Source organism: Sphingomonas chungangi (assembly GCF_013778325.1).
Classification (GTDB): Bacteria; Pseudomonadota; Alphaproteobacteria; order Sphingomonadales; family Sphingomonadaceae; genus Solisphingomonas; species Solisphingomonas chungangi.
This window is the reverse complement of sequence record NZ_JACEIB010000004.1, coordinates 26,602-46,314: the sequence shown is the minus strand read 5'-3', so window position 1 is coordinate 46,314 and position 19,713 is coordinate 26,602. Positions and strand designations below refer to the sequence as shown.

At 62.7% G+C, this 19,713-nt stretch carries 14 protein-coding genes and 1 pseudogene; 4 read left to right on the top strand and 11 right to left on the bottom strand.

Features of this window, described 5'->3' with window-relative positions; all coding sequences use genetic code 11:
- The first annotated feature begins 166 nt into the window (after nt 1–166).
- The 3 genes from HZF05_RS07575 to HZF05_RS22285 are packed head-to-tail and all read left to right on the top strand — an operon-like array spanning nt 167 to nt 7,492.
- On the top strand, nt 167–1,495 hold the full coding sequence (locus tag HZF05_RS07575) for a TIR domain-containing protein (RefSeq protein WP_160365567.1): 1,329 nt from the start codon (nt 167–169) through the stop codon (nt 1,493–1,495).
- Entirely contained in the window at nt 1,492–2,559 is a 1,068-nt protein-coding gene (locus HZF05_RS07570; protein ID WP_181638823.1) for an AAA family ATPase, read from the top strand. The genes HZF05_RS07575 and HZF05_RS07570 overlap by 4 nt, the downstream gene beginning before the upstream one ends.
- A 7-nt stretch (nt 2,560–2,566) precedes the next feature.
- Nucleotides 2,567–7,492 carry a glycoside hydrolase family 19 protein gene (locus HZF05_RS22285; protein ID WP_220129760.1) on the top strand — a complete coding sequence of 1,642 codons (4,926 nt, stop codon included), beginning with the start codon at nt 2,567–2,569 and terminating at the stop codon, nt 7,490–7,492.
- A 15-nt stretch (nt 7,493–7,507) separates the two neighbouring features.
- Here HZF05_RS22285 and HZF05_RS07560 read toward each other — a convergent pair whose 3' ends face one another.
- From HZF05_RS07560 to HZF05_RS07540, 5 genes and pseudogenes are all read right to left on the bottom strand, one after another.
- Nucleotides 7,508–8,719 carry a patatin-like phospholipase family protein gene (locus HZF05_RS07560; protein WP_220129759.1) on the bottom strand — a complete coding sequence of 404 codons (1,212 nt, stop codon included), beginning with the start codon at nt 8,717–8,719 and terminating at the stop codon, nt 7,508–7,510.
- Nucleotides 8,720–9,071: 352 nt separating this feature from the next.
- Nucleotides 9,072–9,683, bottom strand: a pseudogene (locus tag HZF05_RS21805) (tyrosine-type recombinase/integrase).
- 299 nt (nt 9,684–9,982) lie between these two features.
- Complete coding sequence (locus tag HZF05_RS07550; protein ID WP_343046849.1) at nt 9,983–10,771, bottom strand: energy transducer TonB; 789 nt, start codon at nt 10,769–10,771, stop codon at nt 9,983–9,985.
- A gap of 2 nt (nt 10,772–10,773) precedes the next feature.
- Nucleotides 10,774–12,726 (bottom strand): DUF3857 domain-containing protein, encoded by a 1,953-nt coding sequence (locus HZF05_RS07545; protein WP_160365564.1) that lies wholly within the window; start codon nt 12,724–12,726, stop codon nt 10,774–10,776.
- A gap of 708 nt (nt 12,727–13,434) precedes the next feature.
- Complete coding sequence (locus HZF05_RS07540) at nt 13,435–13,824, bottom strand: nuclear transport factor 2 family protein (protein WP_160365563.1); 390 nt, start codon at nt 13,822–13,824, stop codon at nt 13,435–13,437.
- A 28-nt stretch (nt 13,825–13,852) separates the two neighbouring features.
- On the opposite strand from HZF05_RS07540, the gene HZF05_RS07535 reads away from it, so the two are divergent.
- The gene (locus HZF05_RS07535) at nt 13,853–14,482 is read left to right on the top strand and encodes a TetR/AcrR family transcriptional regulator (protein ID WP_160365562.1); all 630 of its coding nucleotides are present in this window, start codon (nt 13,853–13,855) and stop codon (nt 14,480–14,482) included.
- Between the two features lie 576 nt (nt 14,483–15,058).
- Here HZF05_RS07535 and HZF05_RS07530 read toward each other — a convergent pair.
- The 6 genes from HZF05_RS07530 to HZF05_RS07505 form a co-directional block, all read right to left on the bottom strand.
- Nucleotides 15,059–15,319, bottom strand: coding sequence for a hypothetical protein (locus tag HZF05_RS07530; RefSeq protein ID WP_160365561.1), 261 nt, complete (start codon nt 15,317–15,319; stop codon nt 15,059–15,061).
- A 103-nt stretch (nt 15,320–15,422) separates the two neighbouring features.
- Entirely contained in the window at nt 15,423–16,709 is a 1,287-nt protein-coding gene (locus HZF05_RS07525; RefSeq protein WP_160365560.1) for a mechanosensitive ion channel family protein, read from the bottom strand.
- A gap of 153 nt (nt 16,710–16,862) precedes the next feature.
- Nucleotides 16,863–18,182 carry a PQQ-dependent sugar dehydrogenase gene (locus tag HZF05_RS07520; protein WP_181638821.1) on the bottom strand — a complete coding sequence of 440 codons (1,320 nt, stop codon included), beginning with the start codon at nt 18,180–18,182 and terminating at the stop codon, nt 16,863–16,865.
- Nucleotides 18,179–18,616 carry a DUF2231 domain-containing protein gene (locus HZF05_RS07515; protein WP_220129758.1) on the bottom strand — a complete coding sequence of 146 codons (438 nt, stop codon included), beginning with the start codon at nt 18,614–18,616 and terminating at the stop codon, nt 18,179–18,181. The genes HZF05_RS07520 and HZF05_RS07515 overlap by 4 nt, the downstream gene beginning before the upstream one ends.
- Nucleotides 18,617–18,682: 66 nt before the next feature.
- Nucleotides 18,683–19,078 (bottom strand): hypothetical protein, encoded by a 396-nt coding sequence (locus HZF05_RS07510; RefSeq protein ID WP_160365559.1) that lies wholly within the window; start codon nt 19,076–19,078, stop codon nt 18,683–18,685.
- A gap of 149 nt (nt 19,079–19,227) precedes the next feature.
- Nucleotides 19,228–19,674, bottom strand: a complete 447-nt coding sequence (locus tag HZF05_RS07505; RefSeq protein WP_160365558.1) for a hypothetical protein — start codon at nt 19,672–19,674, stop codon at nt 19,228–19,230.
- Nucleotides 19,675–19,713: the final 39 nt, after the last annotated feature.

Here is a 19,713-nt window from a genome sequence, read left to right as displayed (position 1 = left end):
CCATCCTTACGGGCGCCACCAGCGCCATGAAGGCCATCGGCACGCAAGAATACGTCTTTTACTAGAGAGACAAGCATAGCATAATTGTCGCGCCGGGGGATTCGATAAAAATTATGCCAGTCGAGAACGTGTCATTCATGTTCGGTTGTCCGGGGCGAGTGGCGACGTGACCGTCTTCCTGAGCCACGCCGGGGCGGACAAGCCTAAGTTGGCATCGCTGGTTCGCGCCCTGGTGATGCGAGGCCTTCCCCTGTTCATCGATCATCCGGAAAAGATCGATCCTGAATATTCCACGAAGGACATGTGCGACCGATGCGGCATCGAAGCCCTCTGGACCCAGGCACAGGACCAATGGGACGAGGCACTCAGGGACAAGATCGACGAAGCGGAGTGCGTGCTCGCGATCCTTTCCAAAGAGGTCATCAATGAGCATCGTGAGATGGTTCTGGAATGGGGGGGCGCTAACCAGCTCCGCAAACTCGTGCTCTGCGCTATTGAGGAGTTCGATATAAGCAAGCTGCCGTCGGCGATACGCACGACGGACGTCTTCGAGCTCTGGAACGTCCCGGAAGGCAAGATGGAGGCGGGCTACGATCGTCTGTCCGATCAATATATCAATCGCGTCATCAATCGCGTCCGCGCTGGCGGATCAGCCCAGGACCGGATGCGCCAGCTCGGCGAGCAGCTGCCGGCCGGTGTCGCCCGCAACGAACAAAGGAAGGCGATCCTGCGATCCTGCGATCGGATCAGGAACGGGCGGGGCATCGTGCCGGTGATCGTGGTCGGCCCGCTCAACGAAACTCCGAACGGCTTCATGAAGGCGCTGGGCCTCAGTGACGACGGCTCGGGCAGCGAGGATCATTTCACGCTCAAGAACATCAGCTGGCCAGAGGGCCCGATCAAAGACGACGCCTTTGTCCGCAGCTATGCCGAGAATGTTGGGAGCGGCATCTGCGGTTCGATCAGCGCCGGCGTGCAGAGTGTGCAGGAACAGATCGGAAAGATCGGTCATTGGGTGGTTGCCCATTCGCGGTGCGATATCCTGGTGCGCGACCTGTCCACCGTCCAGATTGCCGACTGGCTGCGCTATTGGTCCGACTTCTCGGAAGAGGCGCCGGCCACGAAGATCGTGCCGTTCCTAAGCCTGTTCCTCAAGCGGGCAAAGCCCGGCTGGGAGGACTGGCCGCCGACGGAGGATGAGAATGCCACCGAGCGCGAACGCAACGCATTCATATTGCGGCAATTGCGGGAGGCGAGCAAAGGCGCGCCGCCGATCGAGGTACGTTTCGACCTTCCCGATCTGACCAGACCGGTCAAGCTCAGCCATGCGCAATCGTGGGCCGAAAATCTCGCCGAGACGATCGTCAGTCCCCAGCGGCGCGATCTGATCTTGGACGCAATCAACGGTGAGCTCTATGGCGACGACGATGCGGTGAATTTCGGCGTCAATTACGAGGCGTTCGTCAAGGTCATGAAAAAAGCACTGACGGATTGAGCACCCGAAAAACGGTGGAGGACAAGATGGCGGCGATCAACTACTTCACGCTCGGTCTAAAGGATGTGGATCCCGTCCAGGGGACGCAGATCGGGACGATCGATCGCACCCCGCCGACCGGCAGCTACCGCCCCTCGGACGGCTTGCGCAAGGCGGTGGATACCGCGCTGATCCTTGGCAAGCCGCTGCTGCTGATGGGTCCGCCGGGCACGGGCAAGACCCAGCTCGCACCCGAGCTCGCCGCCAACCTCTCCTGCGCCTTCCGCAAATTCGAGACGAAATCGACCAGCGAGGCGCGCGACCTGTTCTATACCTACGACAACCTCTCGGCCTTCAAATCCGGCACCGAGCCGTTTGATGCGCGGCAGTTCATCACCTTTCAGGCGCTCGGTACGGCCATACTCGACGCGTTTCCGCGCGATCATCCCCGGGTCGAGGCGCTGCTCGGCCTGGCAGACGACAAGAAAGGTGACGGAAAGGCGCGCCTTCGCCGGCGCACCGTCGTCCTGATCGACGAGATCGACAAGGCGCCGCGCGATTTCCCCAATGATCTGCTCAACGAGATCGACCGGCTCTATTTCAAGGTGCCGGAGCTGGGCAACGCCATCTCGCCCGGCGGCGAAGGCGATGCGATCGACCCGAAATATCGCCCGATCGTGATCATCACCTCGAACGACGAACGCGGCCTGCCAGCCGCTTTCCTGCGCCGCTGCCTGTTCTTCTACATCGAATTCCCGACGGAAGAGGAAATGCGGGAGATCGTTACCTCGGCGCTGGCCCACCGGCTCAATCTGAAGCCGGGAGACGATCTGCCGGTCGCGATCAGGGATGCCGTCGCGCTTTTCTACAAGCTGCGTGGCAGGGCGTCGACCGAGGGGCCGAGCACCGCCGAGCTGATCGACTGGCTGGAGCTGCTGCTCGTCCGCAGGCTGGACCCCAAGCAGCCCCTCGCTAGGCAAGCCGGGGGGCTGATCGAAACGATCGAGATCGTGCTCGCCAAGACCGTCGATGCCCAGCGGCGGATAGCCGCCGAACTCAAGACCGCCATGCCGAAAGCAGGCTGAGGCGATCGTGCCGGAGGACCCGCCGCCCGACCCTTTCCCCGGGCCCGCCGCCGGATTTGCCGGGACGGTCACGATAGATCGGCCGGCGGCCGAAATACCGGTGGAGCTCGCGCGCGAGTTCGACATCCTGCTTCGCGCGTTGCGGGCCAACCGGATGCCAACCTTTGCTATCGGGCCGGAAGAGGAGACGAGTGCGCGCCAGATCATGCTGACGCTGCTCGCGCGAGCCGGGTCCGACCGGCCTTTTCGAACCCTCTCCGATTTCGCGCCCTATCTGTCGCCATTGCTGGCGCGCAGCGTGGAGGAACGCGGCGCTCTTGCGCGGATATTCGAAAGAAGAGCGCCGGCCGCTCCCCTTCGCGGGGATGCGTCGATCGCGTCGCCTCCGGTGTCGACCGATACGGAGCCGCTGGTCGAAAAGAAACCCGGACCGTTCGCTCGTTTCCGCTCATGGACTGCACGACATCCGATCATCCTCATCCTGCTGCTGCTGCTGCCCTTCGCCTTGTGGATCGGGAAGCGCATCAGCCAGCAACCGCACACTCCCCTCACCGTCGCACAGGCCGTGAAAGCATCGTCATCCGATCCAAATTCGCCGAACACGCCGCCGTCACCGCCGCCAGTCGTGCATCCGGAAACGGTTCCGGCACCGCGGCCTGCCGCTGGATCGCCCGGCGGCGTCGCGCGGCTGATCCAGGCGTCGGAGCTTCGCGACGGGGCGCCGACACTGGCGGAGCTTGCGCGCTCGCTGGCACCCAACGCGCCGCAGCCAATCACCGCCGTGGAATATCTGCGTCGGCTCCGCGACATCACCGGCCTGCCCACCGAGACGCCTATCGCGATCGGCCCCGCTGGCGCGCTCACGCAGCTGCCTGGCGGTGACCGGATGAATGCACCGGTGCGCATCGCCTGGGCGATCCAGCAGATCGAGCAGCCGGGGTCCTTCGATACGGCATCGATCGCCACGGCCATCGACAGGAGTTTTCCCTCAGATACGCTTGGGAATATCGGCAATCCGGCGATAAACCTCGCGCTCCTGCACCAGTCGGAATGGCAGGCGCAAGGGTGCGACAATGTGCGGGCCGCGGACGCCGGTCGAGCGAGCCAGGCGGCTGATCTGCAGCGTTGCTTCGCGAAATATGCGCCCGATGCCAGCATCACCGCGCGCGCCTTCTCCATCGCGACCGGGTGGAGCCCGCCCAATGCCCCGTGGCGGTCGCAACCACCGGCGGTCGGGCACGTCGCGTCTCACGTGGCGATTCTTGTCGCCATCGCGGTGGCGGTGTTCTTCGCCCCTGTCATCCTGCATCTGCTCGATCCGCATCGGGCGTTCCTCAGACATCGGCAGCCCCGGGTGCGGCCCCACCAGTCCCCGCTGCTGCGATCGCTGCCTGATGCGCCGCCCGGCGCACCCGATCACTTCCGGGAAGCCCGCCGCCTCATGCAACGCCGTGAGGCCCGGCCGACGCGCGTGATGGATATTCCCGCCACGATCCGGGCGACCATCGCCGGGGGCGGGGTGGTCGACCGGCCGCGCTTCGGCCTGCAGCGCCAGACCCCCGATTATCTCGTCCTGATCGATCGGCACGCGGTGAACGATCTGGAGGCCGATCGCCTCACCGCGCTGATCGCCCCGCTCCAATTCGGCGGCGTCGGCATCGATACCTATTTCTACGACGGCGATCCGTCCTGGGTCTATCCGCAGAACGGTGATGCCACCCTGCACATCCGGCAAATGCGGGCGCAATTTCCGTTCCATCGCCTGCTGGTGCTCACGGCGGGCGAGGCGCTCATCGATCTGGCGAACGGACGGGCGCGGGGCGGCTATGCGGAGCTCGCCCACTGGCGCAGGCGCGGCCTGCTGACACCGGTTCCGCGTGCCGAATGGGCGCGCGACGAACTGCTCATGGCACAGGCGCTGGGCGTGCCGGTAGGCCGTGCGACGAGCGGCGGACTGGTCTCCTTCGCGCGCCGGCTTCTTGCCGACCATCCCGATCGCCTCGTGCCGCTCGACAGTTCGGGGGACGAGCGCGCTCCGCCGCTGCCGGACAGCCTGAGGACGCTGCTGGACGACGTGTCCTACAGGAGCGACGACGACGGGGAGAGCGAGGGCAAAAGCGAAGCTGCGCGCGCGGCCACGATCCTCGACGAGCTCTCATGGTATCTCGATGGGCCGGCGTTCGAATGGCTCTGTGCGATGGCGATGTATCCGGTCGCGACTTTCGATCTCGCGCTCTATCTCGGCCAGCGGCTCCGGGAGAAGGCGGACGATCGCACTTCTCCTCCGCTCTACACGCCACGGCGGCTGGCGATGATCACGCGCCTGCCCTGGGTTCGGCTGGGCCGCATCCCGGTCTGGTTGCGGCGTGCCATGCTGGAGAGCTTTGCCCCGGCACGCGCGACCGAGGTTCGCGCGGCGTTGGTGACGCTGATCCAAAGTGCGCGCGCGGATACCGGCCGCGTTGCCGGTAACCGCAGTCGCTTCGGCGAGGAGCGCAACGTCGATCCCGCGCCGGATCGCGTGCTGGACGACGAGGTACTGCTCGAATTCCTGCGGCAGGGTGAACCCGAGGATTTCGAGATCGTCATTCCGCGCGAGCGCGCGCGGACTCTGGTCGAGAGGTTCAAGGAACTCGACTGGCTGTTGATCGGCACGGTGGTGATTGCGCTCGGCTACGGGATCGCGGCTTATTGCGCGGCGCCCGGGCAGAGTTCCGGCCCGCCGTCGCGCGGGCTGTGGCTCGGTGCCGCAGCGGTCGGCATGGGGGCGATCGTTTCCGTCATGCTGATGCGGCCAATGACGGTCTGGCGCGGAGCGCGGGCGGCCTTGATCCGGCTCGCACCCATGCTGCTGGTGCTGGGCCTGGCATCCATCGGGGCAACCCTGATCAACCTGCCGTACTTGTCCGCCCTCCGTATTGGCTCGATCGACGCCCCGCTCGCGACGGATCTGAGCCTGCTTGTATTGCTGATGCTTGCGCCCGCCGTCTATCGCCGGCTCGGTGGCAGGGAGCTGCCGCCGCGACGCTGGTTCGCCCTGTTCACCGTGCCCCTGCAGGTCCTGCTCGTCCTGCTGATCGTCGGCGCCGCAGAGGCTGTGCACGCCTGTGTCGGGCCGGCGGTCGTGGCGATCGCCAGTCTGGCGTCCTTCGTGGCAATCTGCTGGCGGTCGCGGCATCCCTTCGCGAGGATCGAGAGCGACGAGAGCCGGATGCGCCGCGCCCGGCCTGCCATGGCGGGCATGCCGCTGGTGTTGGCCCTCTTGCTGCTCGTTCCGGGCGCGTGGCTTGCATGGCGTTCCCACGCCGATCGCCAGATCGTCGATTCCACGCCGGACGTCGACCGCGTGATCGGGGTCTCGGCCGGGGGGCTTGCCGCGAGCACGACGAAGAATGGCCACGCTGTCATCGTGCAGCCGATCGACGGGCGGGGAAAAGCCGAGATCTGGAACGCGGCACCTTCCGATCCGGCTCTGCCAGGGCAAGGCCCGGAGGAGAATCGTATCGTCGCGCTGGCGGTGTCCGGCGCGTCCGGGGCGATCCGTCTCGCGGTCGGCATGACGGACGGATCCATCCAGATGCTGCCGCGTGGCGGGCTCGACAATTGGGACCCGCCTCGGAGCGATGCGAAGCCGGACGCGATCGCCGCCCCGCGCCTTGCCTTCGCGAGCGACGGATCGCTGGCCTTCACCCGCGTCGGTGCCGATGGCCGCGGCTGGATCGGCATCATCCCGCCGGAGGGCGGGCCGTACCAGAGGATCGACGGCGATTGGCCCCGCGTGACGGCGATCGAGGGGATCGGCAAAGACACGATCGTCGCCTCGCTGGCCGACGGGCGGATAGTCGCCCTCGTCAAGGCGGCGGGTCAGACGACCTGGCAGATCGCCGGCGACACCGTCCTGCAGACCCCGCTGCCGGGCGGCGCGCGCCTGATCCGGGCTGCGGGCACAGGCTTCGTCGCCATCGCCGATGACGGCACGGCGGTGCGCGGCGATGTGATGAATGGGACGCTCGCGACCGGTCCCGCAGTTGCGATGAAAGAACTCAACCTCGGGCCAGTGGTGACATCATGGACGGTGATAGCGGCGGAGGCACCGCCGCCGCCCGTCTCCCTAGTGGGAAACCCCTCTGCCAAGGCACCGCGACGCACGATCGCTGGACGCGGCAAACGCACAACCCCGCCTCGTGCAGTCGACCTGCCCCCGGGGGGGCATGTTGCGCCGGTCGTTACCGGAACGGGGGGTGGTGTCGAGGTGGTGCCGACCACCACCGGCACTCCACCACAGCAAACGATCCTGTCTTTCGATGACGCGGTCTCGCGAATTCTCCAGACCAAAGGTTCTCAATATGAGATACCACTCGGCGCCGTCATCCATGGTGGGGCTCAGGCCGCGGGTTTGACAACACCGGAACGAATGGCAGCGTTCCTTGCGGTGACTGCCCAGAATACAGCTGACTTCACAACCCTCACGGAAAATCTGAACTACCGTTCCGATCAGCTGCTGGCGCTTTTTCCGTTCTCTTTCAATGCGGAGCAGGCGGCCAGCTATGCGGGCAACCCTGAAGGGATCGCCAACCATCTGTATGCCAATAAGTTTGGTAATGGCGACGAGGCCAGCGGCGACGGCTGGCGTTACCGAGGGCGTGGGTTGGTTCAGATCGCCGGCCGAGACCTTTATCGGAGAGCAGGTCAACCGTTGGGCATAGATCTCGTCAATGATCCGGACTTGCTCGCAGACCCCACGGTCGCGGCGAGACAGGCGCTCAACGACTGGCAGTCCTGCAAATGCTCGGCGATCTCCGATTCCGGCGGCATCACTGCGATCTGGCGATACGTGAATGGCTCGTCCCAAGTTGGATTGAGCACCGTCAAGCGACGCTACGACACTTATCTCCAACAGCTCCGGGCAGCGCAGACGCCAGGATCGAATTAGAGCGCGCCGCGATAGTCAGGGCGTGAAAACCCCCGGATTCCAGTCTGCGATCCTGAGCTTCTGCTTCGCAACAGCCTTGCCGATATCGAGCAGATCCTTGATCGTATCGGTCGCGTCCATGCGCTTCACGCGCTCGGGATCGATTTTGTGGAGTCCGAGCGCGTCCAGCCCTTCCCGCGAGAGATCGGCGTTGTAGCGGGCATAGCGGAACAGTTTCTGCCCCGACGGGCCACGCGCGCCGTGGAGGTCGCCCAATTCGCGGTCGATCAGGTCGCCCGCAACACAGTTGCCGAACATCCGACACAGCGTATCCTGCTCGTTGAGCGCAGCGAACATCAACGCGGACGGGATTGTGCCCGCGTTGAACAGCAGGTTCATGTCGCGCGGCGCGAGGTCGGCATGCGCATCCGGGCTCGATCCGGTGCCGATCGAGACGAGCAGCAGCTTATCGTCACCGGTCACCCAGCCCTGGCTCTCCGCCGGTGCGAACGGCCAGTAGCATTCGGAAGTCGCCATCAGCGCCATCTGGAAAGCAGGATTGTTATAGGTTGTGACGCCACCGTCGACGAATACGAAATCCTTCTGCGCGCCGGTCTTGTTGATCGTGATGACCTCGGGCGGGAAATAGGTGGGCGCGGCGGTGCTCGCCCGGATCAGCTGCCAGAGCGGCAGGCTTAGATTGCAGTCGTCCCGGTCTGTCCTGTTGTATTTGGCGAATGGATTGTTCGAGATCGGCCATGGCGAATCGGTCGTCGCATTGCGCATCACCAGCAGAAGCAGCGTGCGAAGCCGGTTCGAGCCCAGTCGGGTATCCCTACCGAAAACCTTCTGTAGCTGCACGGCCAGGGGCTCGGACTCAAAATGATACCTCAGGCGGCGCAAAAGCGACGCCGGCTCGAACATCGCGGCACCGTTGTTTCGATAAAAGGCGAGGACCTCTTCAACCGTCAGGCCACAGGAAAGCCCCGCGGCAATGATGCCGCCGGTGCTGGTGCCAGCGATGTAGTCGAAATAATCTGCCAGAACGAACTCGGGCTTGCCGCTCAAATTCTTCAGCTCCTGCTCGATCGCCGCCAGAATCCCGAGCGATAGCACGCCGCGGATCCCGCCTCCGTCGATCGACAGCATCTTCTTGGGCCCGGGTTTCAATATCCGGTACGCAAGATCGATCGCCTTCTCGTCCGACATGATATTTTTCCTAATAAAGCGATACGAAATGCCGTTCATTCGCCTGTTGGTCGCCTTATATACAATATTCGGATAAATCCATAGCTAGGCAAACAGGCCACAAGTCAAATTCGCATTTACATATTAATTAACGTGCGAGTCTTCGGAAGATACGGCGATTACCCAAACCCTAGAAAAGCGCCGGATCCTGATCATTTGAGCGGCGATCCAGCTATCCCGTTTGTGGGTGTCGACCAAGTGCTGACCAAGCGAAGCCACCGGTCATCTCTAGCTTGCACTGCCAGGCGTGAGAGCTGGCCGTCGGCTATTAGGAAGCGCTCAAAGCTCGGGAACGGCCGGGATTGGGCGCGGAGCGGATCGGCTCCTCGCTGCTGGCGAAGAGCCGACGCCTTCAAATTCCAGTGCCCTCCGCGAGGGTCGGGGCAACATCGACACCGAGATACCGAACCGTGTTGTCGATCTTACTGTGACCGAGCAGGATCCGGACTGCCCTCAGATTTCCGGTCGCCTTGTAAATGATCGACGCCTTGGTCCGCCTCGGGGAGTGCGTACCATAGTCCTCGCGCCGAAGCCCGACGCCAGTTACCCACTCGTCGACGGAGAGCGTATCGCCGCGTGCTAAGGTGGTCGGAATGATCGACGCGGCTCGGGAAAACATAGGCGCCCAGCGCACCGCCGCGACGCTGCAACCAGGCTCGAGCATCCGACAGCAACTCGAACTGCACCGGCCTCCCAGTCTTCGTTTGCGTCACGGTGGCCCGCGTTCGGATCTGGCCACCGCTAACGATGTCGCCGATTTTGAGGCGTACGACGTCGCACCCCCGAAGTTTGCTGTCGATCGCGACATCGAACAGCGCTCGGTCGCGAAGGCGACGATGATGATCCAGATAGAAGCGGATGCCCCATATCTGTTTCGGTTTCAGCGCACGCTTCGCACCAACGTTGCGCCCGGCGTTCCAAGGCTGCCGGTCGCCAGCGCCGGATCATATTCTGAAGTGCCCATCGTTCTTCTCCTACGGCCAGATCGGCCAAGGCAAAAACGCGGAGGCAGTCTCTCCATCGCTATCGAGAAGACCGGACCGGACCTGCGGGTGACGACCACTTGTCGTCGTTCCTCCCCCCAGATCGCGATCCCGAAAGCTGACCGGCAGCTTTGCCAGTCCCTCGCGATGGCCATCGGTTCAGCGAACGGCGTGGCCTGGTGGTTAGCTGTCAGGCGACTTTTCGGAGAGAAGGGTAAGCAAGCGATCACTGAGCGATGGGTCCGGATCGGGCTGATGCAAACCTCAAACGAGTCCTAACTCAACGAGGCTGCGTCACCGTCTCTAGTGTCACATGCAGCGTGCGGGATGGCCCACTCTGTAAAGGCGCATAATGAGCGCTACTGACGAGGCCGCTCGGATCGCAGAAATCCAACATAAAGCTGGTCGGGGTATTGTTCTCTTCCTTGCGACAGCTCTCGATCTTGCCGGCTGGATTAATCACAAGAGTCCAGCGGCCGAGGATATTTCGAAGCGCGGCTGCGGGAATAGGGTCGGCTACGGCAGGCCGACCAGAGGCATCTTGTACGAAACGCACCTCGACGGAACGCAGCTTGGCGAGGGGGCTGGCAACAACCTGAGAAAGCAAAGCCGCTCGACCGAACGCGGTGCATCCGCCTATTCGGCTGACCTTTGGTGGCCCCTCGGTGCAATTGATAACACTGCCGTCCCCATTGAGCTCGACATGGACGAAGGCGACGGAACTTTCCCAAGGCATCGCATCTTCCGGAAGTGTCCATCGCACGACAGACGAGTAATATGCCCGAATTGGCTTGCTGTCCTGACCGATCGCCGGTTTGAAATGGGCGTTGGTCAGAACGGCGTCGCAGGTAGCAACATCAAGCTCCTGAGACCCGGAGGAGTTCAGGATGCCGCAAGCATCCGGTTTACCGTTCACATCGATTTCTACTCGGAACGCAACATCGCCTTGAGTTCGGTCGGCCATCGCTTTGGCAGGATAATCATCCGAGCTTACCCAGTTGCCGGGCTCGATCGGAACAGCGGCTGCGCTCGCGCTTATTGCCGCTGCGGCCAGCAGAAGCGGCAGCACAATCAAGAGCCCGCTCCGGGAATTTGCGGGGGCGAACAAATCGTGGGGGTGGCGAGCCAATCCACATCATCATCGAACGGTAGCTGCTCCGATGCTTTTAGGGTGGCACCAGGCATTTCCTCCGCGATGTTCGACATGTTGTTGTTGAAGTTCGGAATGACCTGATTGACGATCACAGCCTCCTGCGGCGATGCCTCGGGTTCATAACTGTGCGTGCTCATCACCGTCCGCACGATGTTCCCTTTCATGCCCGATGCGCGCCAATAGGCTACACCTCCAAGCCGAACATTCATCGGGTCTGCATAAAGCGACCAGCGGAAGGATGATCCTGCGGGCGGCAGGTGGATCGTGGTCGCCCAGCAGTGAAAACGCGGAAAGATCACGCTCCAATTGGCATGTTGATCTTGGTCGGCCGGACGTCGCTTGATATCCGGTGCGTAGAAGCCAGCGCCCATGATCGTGAGGTTGTGCCCCGACTTCGTATCGCCCTTCCAGCCGGGATTGCCACGCCCCGTGACGCCAAGGCTCAAGGCCATCCGCTCATTGTCGTAGCTCCAAGTGACATTGTCGGGGGTGAGCCAATCCACTTGCTGGCGCCAATAGGCCTTCAGCTGTCGGTCGCGATCGTCTTGGGAAAGCGCGGCCAGATTGGTATCCAAAGCGAAAGCCTCGTCTCCCCGCAGGATCGTTCGGATCGACACTTTGGCATCCTTGTCGAAACCGGCAGTCGCATCGATGTCATAGATGCCCGTAACCTGCGGGAAGGCGACATCGCTCGGCGCGATGTGCTCCAGCCCGACATTCGGGGTAGCAAGCGGCAAGGCCCAGCGCCAAGGCACCGGAAGGGTCTGAAGGCTGTGATCACCCATGCGCGTCCCGTCGAGCCAGACCGGCTTCCCGCCGATCATCGCGCGAACAACTGCATGATCGAACAGCTGCGGATTGGGCAGCCGCTCATCCAATCCGTCGCCGCCCTGCGAATTGACCAGCACGACTTCGGCCTCGATTCCCATTGCGCGGAGTATCGCGACCAACAGTACCGATTTCGCCTTGCAGTCGCCGAAACGCCGCTGCCATGTAACGTCGGCCGCTGCGGGCATGTAATTGCCGCCGTTAAGCCCGATGAATACGTAGCGTATACGGCTCTCGACCAGTTCAAGCGCTGCCAGAGCGCGCTGGGAGGGGTCTAGGGTTCTAGCGGCGATCGCGGCCACTTCTGTTTGAATTGGCGATCCTGGGGCCAGAACGGCAGCATTTTCGAACGCCGGCGCCATGCTGCTGCCGACGTCGGCCCAGTTTCCGAAATCGGAGAACTCGATGAGTCTCCGGATGTTGTTGCGAGGCGGCGCGCCATCCGTCGGCAGCGCGCCGTCGGGATGGCGTAGCACAACCTCCGCGACGCGCTCTCCACCTTGCGTCAAGGGAAGTACTGGTCCCAAATCTTTGGTCGTCTGCAGCCTTATCGCGCCATCAACGGGCCAGATAAGGCGGTTGCGGAAAACACCTGGGGAACCAAGCACGGGCAGCGCCATCAGGCCGGCAACCTTGCCACCGAAGATTGGCTCGCGACTGGTGACGGTAACAGCAAACGCAATCTCATCGCCGACCTGCAGCCCCGGCACCTGAAGCGTTGCGGTACGCTGACCGTCCAGCATCGACTGTTCGAGTTGCACTTCGCGCTGTAGCACCGTGAATTTGGCCGTGGCCAGCACGTTGGTTGTCTCTCCGTCGTGCATCAACTGTAGCGAATGCACGGTCAGGGATCCGCTTCCCGGCTGCCATACGGCCGTGATGTTGCCGGCCGGAAGGCCCTCAGGTTTGAGGATCTTGATACGATAGGCTGTATAGATTTCCTCAGTGCCATCTCGTGCAACGCGAACCTGATTGTCTAAGTAAACAAACTTGAACGGTGCGTCGGACGACGGCGTGGCATCGTCCCCAACCGGCGGCGGCACGACCCAGGTGGGGGCTGCTTTGTATACAACAGCCTGTGAGCCGGTAGGCGCCGGAGACCTAGCGATCACACACGATGACCAGAGCGCGCCTATCAGACCGGTGGCCGCTAAAGCGCTACGCAACAAGGCGCTCACTCCCCCTTTTGAAATTCCCCACGGCGGAGCTTCGACCAGTCTTGGGAGCAACGCAAGTACGTTCGCAGACTGCACTGGCGCGCGCTGATCTGGCCCTTCGACTCCTCAATCTAACGAGTGGCAGATTTTGGGTCAGCCGGGTTCGTCAGCAGATGGCGGCAAATGGGGCGGTAAAGGCCCGGCCGCTCTGCCGTCCGTGAGCGGTCCATCGGCTGTGCAGCGATCCGACAGACCCACCACGGCCGCGATCGGCTCGGCATGGTGGATTGCTTCCAGGCCGTTCTTGGCGATCCGCTCTCATATAGCGGTCGTTCCGGTTCAGACTGCGGTGCTGACCGCACCCGAGCAGATATCGCCGTTCCCGCTTTCGAACGGCGATCCCAATACCCGACCGGCAGCTACCCGCGCGACCCCCTTAAGCCGTCCACCGCGTTGAACGCCGCGGACTGGGTGGATATCGGCCTGGCAGGTCTCCAAAAGGCATTTGCGGTAGCTGCCGTTAGCGAGCGTTGCGAACCGACCGAGAAACGAGACGGCGATGGCGTCCCGCAAAATGCCCCCCTTCCATACCAATCATTCCGAGGCTGGTGGTGGCGCCATGTAGTCCCGAAAATGCGTTATCATTCCGCCCCGGTGGGTGATGAACCAGATATACGCAATGTCCAGCGACGTGTCGTCGGAGAGGCGATGATGGTGCCCGCTTGCCTCGACGATCAGTTCGTCGCCGGCTTCGCGCACCCGGATGTCGTCGATCGATCCGAAGCGGATCATCTCGGGAAGCCGACTCATATAGGCGGCAATCTGGTCGCGCCCCTCGAGCCTCCGCGGGCCACCGGCCGCGGCAACGGGAAATTCGTGGACGGCGTCCTCCGCGTAGATCGCCGTGTAGGCCTTGATATCGCCGGCTTGCAGCGCCTCCAGAGCGTGATCCAGCCAGTCGGGTAGGGAGTTGGTTGGCGACATGTGCAGCTCCTGCTATAACTTTCGGACCATGAGTCCGCCGCCAGATAGCATAACGGACCACGAGTCCGAAATAGGGAATGTGCGTCGTGGCCGGCCCGTGAGTCCGCCGCATGAATTGCTCGCAGCGGCCGATGATCTGTTTGCGAAAGCCGATGCGCCTGCACGGATCACGATGGACTCGATCGCCGCTTCGGCGGGTGTCGGCAAAGCCACGCTGTTCCGCGCTTTCGGCAATCGCGACGGGCTGCTCGACGCGTTGTGGGCCCTCAAACTTGCGCCCGTGGTGGAGGCGGTCGAGGCGGAAGCCGGGCTGGTCCGTCGCCAATCCGATCCGCTGGAACGGGCGATCACCTTCCTCGACGCGCTTCTCCGGTTCAAGCTCGGCCATCGCCATCTGATCCGTGCACGGGAAATCTCCCCCGGTCTGCTCCAGTCGCCTCGGTATCAATGGATGCATGCGGTTCTGTGCGAGGCGATCGGTCAAGCGGCGCCGGACGCCTCCTCAGCGCGCTGCGTCCATGCCGCGCATACACTGCTCGCCGGGCTGCATATCGACCTGATCGAAGAAATGCTCACGAGCGGCCTGACGATCGAGACGTTGACGCAGGCGCAGGCGGATCATGTTCGGGCGGTCATAACGGGCCTGCGTAGCTCATAGGGGGCACGCCCTGCGTCACGGACCTTCAGACGGTGAGCGAGCGCCTGCATGGTCAGCATAGGTGCGCCCGATTGTTCGACGGCTACGACCGGTTCCTTCAGCGCCATATCGTCAATTGGGCGAGAACCCTTAGGCCGCGATCACGAATGCGGTCCGACAGCTATCCGAGGTTCATTCCCGGAAGCTGCCCGAGCGCTATCTCCCATGAGCGGTCGTTCGAAGCAGCGCTGCCACGCTCATGAACCAACGACAGGTTTCAGGATCTCAGTAGCAGGAGCCGAATTACGATAAATGGGCGCCTTTATGTACGGCTGCTGTGTTGATCCTTGTGTTCGCGAGACCATTTTGGAGCAGCTGCCTGGACTCTGATACCTGATCGATCGGAGCCATCTATCGGTCCAGACCTTGATCGCGGCTTCAGTGCAGGGATCATTTTCACTCTTGCATCGCGTGAGCCTGCCAAGCCCAACTCCGTACGAAGGCGATCAATGCGGGTGAATTTGCGCGCTCCCATGACATCCTTCCATCGAAGTTCGTCGTGCCAACGAGATACTAGTGGGACTGACTCCAGATCGATCATCCGGCCATTTGCTGAACGATCGCCCCGGTGCAGGTTGTCTCAATATCCCCGCGATCGAGCATCGCGGCCCGTGCCTTGAGTTCCTTGCGCATATCCTCGGCGAATTCCGACCCGTATTTGCGGATCAGGACCTGCGACCTGGCAGTTACCAGTTCGAGTGCGGCGATCGCGGTCTGATTGGTGGCGTAGTGCCGCTTATGCTCCATTTTCGCGAGATCAAACCCGCAGCGATATGGCAATTGAATGCCTGTCTCCACCTGTCCTCTCCCTCGTTGTGCGGACAAGATATCACATCTGACAGGGAATGCGCTGCTTGCGATCGTTGAATGTCCGAGCCTAAGTGCCTCTGAGCGCCAGATCTCAATTTTCCACTTTGATCGTTGGCCCCGGTGCGGCGCGGATATGGACCTCGCGCTGGGGATAGGGGATTTCGATCCCATTCTCCTTGAACGCAAACCAGAGGCGATTGAGGACGTCGGACCGGACGTTGCCGACCCCCGCCTCCGGATCGCTGATCCAAACCAGGATCTCGTGATCGACCGATGAGTCTCCGAAGGCTGTCAGCCAGACGCTCGGCTTGGGATCGGACAGTGCCCGTGGCGACGCCATCGCCGCTTCGATCATCAGTTTCTGGGCAAGCTTCAGGTCGCTGTCGTAGCCGACCCCGACCTTGATGTGGACCCGCACGTTGCGGCTGGAGAAGGACCAGTTCTCGACCGGATCCGTCATCAATTTCTGGTTGGGGAGGATATGTTCCTTGCCGTCGCGGGTGACGACGGAGACGGCTCGCACACCGATCCTCGTCACCTGCCCGAACGTGTCGCCGACCGCGATCACATCGCCCGGCTTCACCGATCGGTCCATCAGGAGGATCAACCCGGCGATCAGGTTGCCGAAGGTGGTCTGCAGACCAAAGCCGATGGCGAGTCCTGCTGCGCCAGAGAAAACCGTAAGCGCCGTCAGGTCAATGCCGAGCAGGTCGACGCCAAACAGGATCGCGACGGCAATCACCGCGATACTCGCCAGCTTCTGGATCAACGCGCGTTGCGAGACGTCGAGCGCGTGCATCCGCCCGATCGAGTGCATCAGCACGCGGTTTGCGATCCGCGCGATCGCATAGAGGATCACCGCAACGACGACGAAATTGACGACGCCGAGGAGTGAGATGCGGTTTTTGCCGACCGTCAGGCCGATCCCGTTGAGGCCTGCGATCAATGGCTGCATGCCGCCCAGCGTGCCGGCCGTCGTCGCCACCAGGCAGACCGTCGCGATGATTGCGGCCGCCCCGGTTCCGAGGCTCAGCGCTTTGGCCAGCCGATAGGCCAGCACCCCGAGCGAAACACCGAGCCCGACTGCTACGATCATCAACCCAAGCGGGCTGAGCCGAGCGGAATTGCCGGCGATGAGGAGGATCAGGCTGACGCTTCCGAACTGGCTCAGCGCCGCCGCGAGTTTCTCACCGAAATCGTCGCTGCGCCCCATCCAGCGACGCGACAAGGCGGCGATGCGCGGCCCGATGCGCGTGCCGGCCAGCCAGCCCAACCAATAAGCACCGACAACGGTCACGATGGCGAGAACAATCGAGCCCAGGTCCGGTGAATGCGGGATCGGGATGCCCCAGCGCTGCAACCAGCCAAGCCAATTCATCCCGCCACCTTTCCGTCGAGCCAGAGCCCTCCGTCATCACCTGGCGTTGGAGATTGGGGCTTGGTCAGGACGGGCTTGATGTCGTCCAACATCCACGCCCGCGCTCGATCTCTCTTCGACCGTGCTGTCCCATGATTGCGGACTCGTGCCACGTTAGTGGCCAACGGCAGCGCTGACCCTCCACACAGCGTTGCCGGCGTCGTCGGCTATGATCAGGGCTCCGGTTCGATCGAGCGCGACGCCCACGGGGCGCCCTCGCACCGACTTCTTGTCGGACGCGAGGAAACCCGTGACCACGGGAATCGGCGCGCCGCTCGGCTTTCCGTTCACGAAGGGCACGAAGATCACCTGATATCCGTTCAGCGGGTCCCGATCCCAACTCCCATGCTCGCCGACGAACGCGCCGTTGGCGAACTGCGGAGACAGAGTCTCGCCCTGGCTGAAAGTGACGCCGAGAGCTGCCACGTGAGAGCTGAGCCCATAGTCGGGCTTAATCGCCTTCGCGACCATCTCCGGTTTCTGCGGGTGGACGCGTTCGTCGACGTGCTGGCCCCAGTAACTGTACGGCCACCCGTAGAAGCCGCCGCCCTTGATGGATGAAAGGTAGTCGGGGACCAGGTCCGGCCCGATCTCGTCGCGTTCGTTGACCACGGCGAAGAGCTGGCCCGTTCCCGGCTGGATGGCGAGGTTGGTCGGGTTGCGCGTGCCCGTCGCGTAGATGCGCTTCGCGCCGGTCAGCCGGTCGACCTCGTAGATCGCAGCTCTGCCCTCTTCGACCTCCATCCCGTTCTCGGTGATGTTGCTGTTGGAGCCGACGCCCACGTAGAGCTTCGATCCATCGGGGCTTGCGACCATCGACTTGGTCCAGTGATGGTCGATCGGGCCGGCCGGTAGGTCGGTAAGCTTCGTTCCCGGCACCGTGATCTTCGTCTGCCCCGGCGTGAAGGGAAAGGTGATGATTGCATCGGTATTGGCCACGTAGAGCGTGCCCGCGACCCATACCACGCCATAAGGCGAATGCAGGTTGTCGACGAGTACCGTGCGCAGTTCGGGCGTGCCGTCGCCATTGGCGTCGCGCAGCAGTGTGATGCGATTGCCGCCCTTGTCGGCCGCGCCGGCCCGCGCCTTCACCTTGCCTTGGATATAGTCCTTGGGCCGGAAGGGCTTGGTGCCGGGGCTGTTGCTCTCGACGACGAGCACGTCTCCGTTCGGCAGCGGATAGACGATCCGCGGATGCATCAGGCCAGTCGCCATGGCCTGGATATGCATCCCGGCCGGTACGCTTGGTGTTTCGCCCGCCTTCCAGCCGACCGCCTTCGGCACACTCATCGGGGGCAGGAGAAACTGGCCGGGCGCCGGAAGATAAGGGTCCGGCCCGTATTGCTTCGAAGGATCTCCGCCCTTGCCGCTGCATGCACAGAGCATCGCGAGGACCGTGAGCACGCAGGCGGAGCGGATCGGCCGGGCCTTCATGCGATTTCTCCCCGACCGGCGAGGCGGGTCGCGGTAACGCACCAGCCGCGCAGCCCCGCGACGGCCAGCAGGATCGTCACGATGGCGGAAATGGTGATCCCGCTGGGCACAACCGAGGTCCATGCGTCACGGGTGTGGATGAAGACGTTCACGATCGACAACACGGCAGCGACCGCCAGCAGCCCGAAATCGAGCCAGCGGATCGGGCCGCCTCGCCCCAGCGCGAAATCGATGATCAGGACGATGGCGGAGACCAGCGCCAGGATCAGGCCGCCCGTGATCAGCCATGCCGAGAAGTTTGCCCACTGCATGAGCGAGTTGCTCGAATACATGAAGTCGGTGAACAGCGCCGCCATCAGCAGCGCCCCGCCCAGCCCTACGAAGAAAGGATGGAGCGGCCGCACCACCCGTGTGACGGCAATCGGCTCTGCCATGCTCATCCTCCCTACGCGGCACTGAGGCTGAGCGCCATCGGTGCCGTCAACGTTGTTCCGGGCTCGTTATGACTGCAAAACGCGGATCAATGGCAGGCTGTTCCGCCGGATTTGCTTTGCCGCTTTGTCGGGGCCTTGAAGGGGAGGCTCAAGATAGTCGATGTGCAGCAGGAAATCGACGATTGCGCGGGCCCGATTGGGGCTCATGAAGCCGAACCCCGCGCAGATCTGTTTCAGCATTGGAATAGTGAGACCGCCGGTGGCATCGAGATAAGCAGCCGATATCGCCGCGACATAGTGACCGGCATCCTTGAACACCGCGCCGAGGCGATCGTCCTGGTCGCTCAGCGCCAGCATGTTCACGGCAAGCCGTCGGGCGGCGGTAGCGAACTGAGGGTGCGCGGCGACCGCGATCCAGCGCGGCGGCAATTTCTTCGGGTCGAACGAAAAGACGACTTCCATCGCAAAGCCCCCCAGCATCTGCGACCCAGGGTCGCAAGATAGCATGGGGGAGCATTCCATCGAAATTGTTAGTCTTACGAAACGACCGAATCGGCCGTTATTGAGTTTGCATCAAGGCACCTGACGCGTCATCTCGTTCGTTTGCACCGCTACTTCAGGATCGCTTCGCGCATCATGAAGTCCGCCTTGATGGTGCGGATCGCACCGCGCGCCGCCTGCTGCTGCGAGGCTTGGGCGAGAGAGCCGAAGATCTTCTTTTGAAGTGCATATTGCTCCGCGACCGAATGATCGAACACAGCCATGTTGGGATATTCGATCGCAAGCATGACATCGCCTTCGCCTTCCCGCGGATCGGTCACGAGTAGGACCTTGTAGCTCTTGATCACACCGGCCTTTTGCAGCGCTTCCTCCTGCGTTTTCCACTGGGTCGACAGCCACTGCATGTAATCATCGAAATGACCGTCGGCAGTCTTGATTTCAGTAAAATCCCAGACTGTTCCGTTTTCATAGGCCGGAGCGTCGGGGTCGGCGGCACACGCCGGGATGGAAGCTGTCGCGAGAGCGACCGCGGTGGCGATGAAGATGGGAAGGCGCATGGCAAACCCCCTGTTGCTGTGACGCAATACCGAGTCGGC

What these genes read in the sequence shown, in the direction of transcription:
- HZF05_RS07560 (WP_220129759.1), bottom strand. Translation starts at nt 8,719, where the DNA reads ATGAACGGCATTTCGTATCGCTTTATTAGGAAAAATATCATGTCGGAC.
- HZF05_RS07540 (WP_160365563.1), bottom strand. Translation starts at nt 13,824, where the DNA reads ATGTCGCCAACCAACTCCCTACCCGACTGGCTGGATCACGCTCTGGAG.
- HZF05_RS07535 (WP_160365562.1), top strand. Translation starts at nt 13,853, where the DNA reads ATGAGTCCGCCGCCAGATAGCATAACGGACCACGAGTCCGAAATAGGG.
- HZF05_RS07525 (WP_160365560.1), bottom strand. Translation starts at nt 16,709, where the DNA reads ATGAATTGGCTTGGCTGGTTGCAGCGCTGGGGCATCCCGATCCCGCAT.
- HZF05_RS07520 (WP_181638821.1), bottom strand. Translation starts at nt 18,182, where the DNA reads ATGAAGGCCCGGCCGATCCGCTCCGCCTGCGTGCTCACGGTCCTCGCG.
- HZF05_RS07515 (WP_220129758.1), bottom strand. Translation starts at nt 18,616, where the DNA reads ATGGCAGAGCCGATTGCCGTCACACGGGTGGTGCGGCCGCTCCATCCT.
- HZF05_RS07510 (WP_160365559.1), bottom strand. Translation starts at nt 19,078, where the DNA reads ATGGAAGTCGTCTTTTCGTTCGACCCGAAGAAATTGCCGCCGCGCTGG.
- HZF05_RS07505 (WP_160365558.1), bottom strand. Translation starts at nt 19,674, where the DNA reads ATGCGCCTTCCCATCTTCATCGCCACCGCGGTCGCTCTCGCGACAGCT.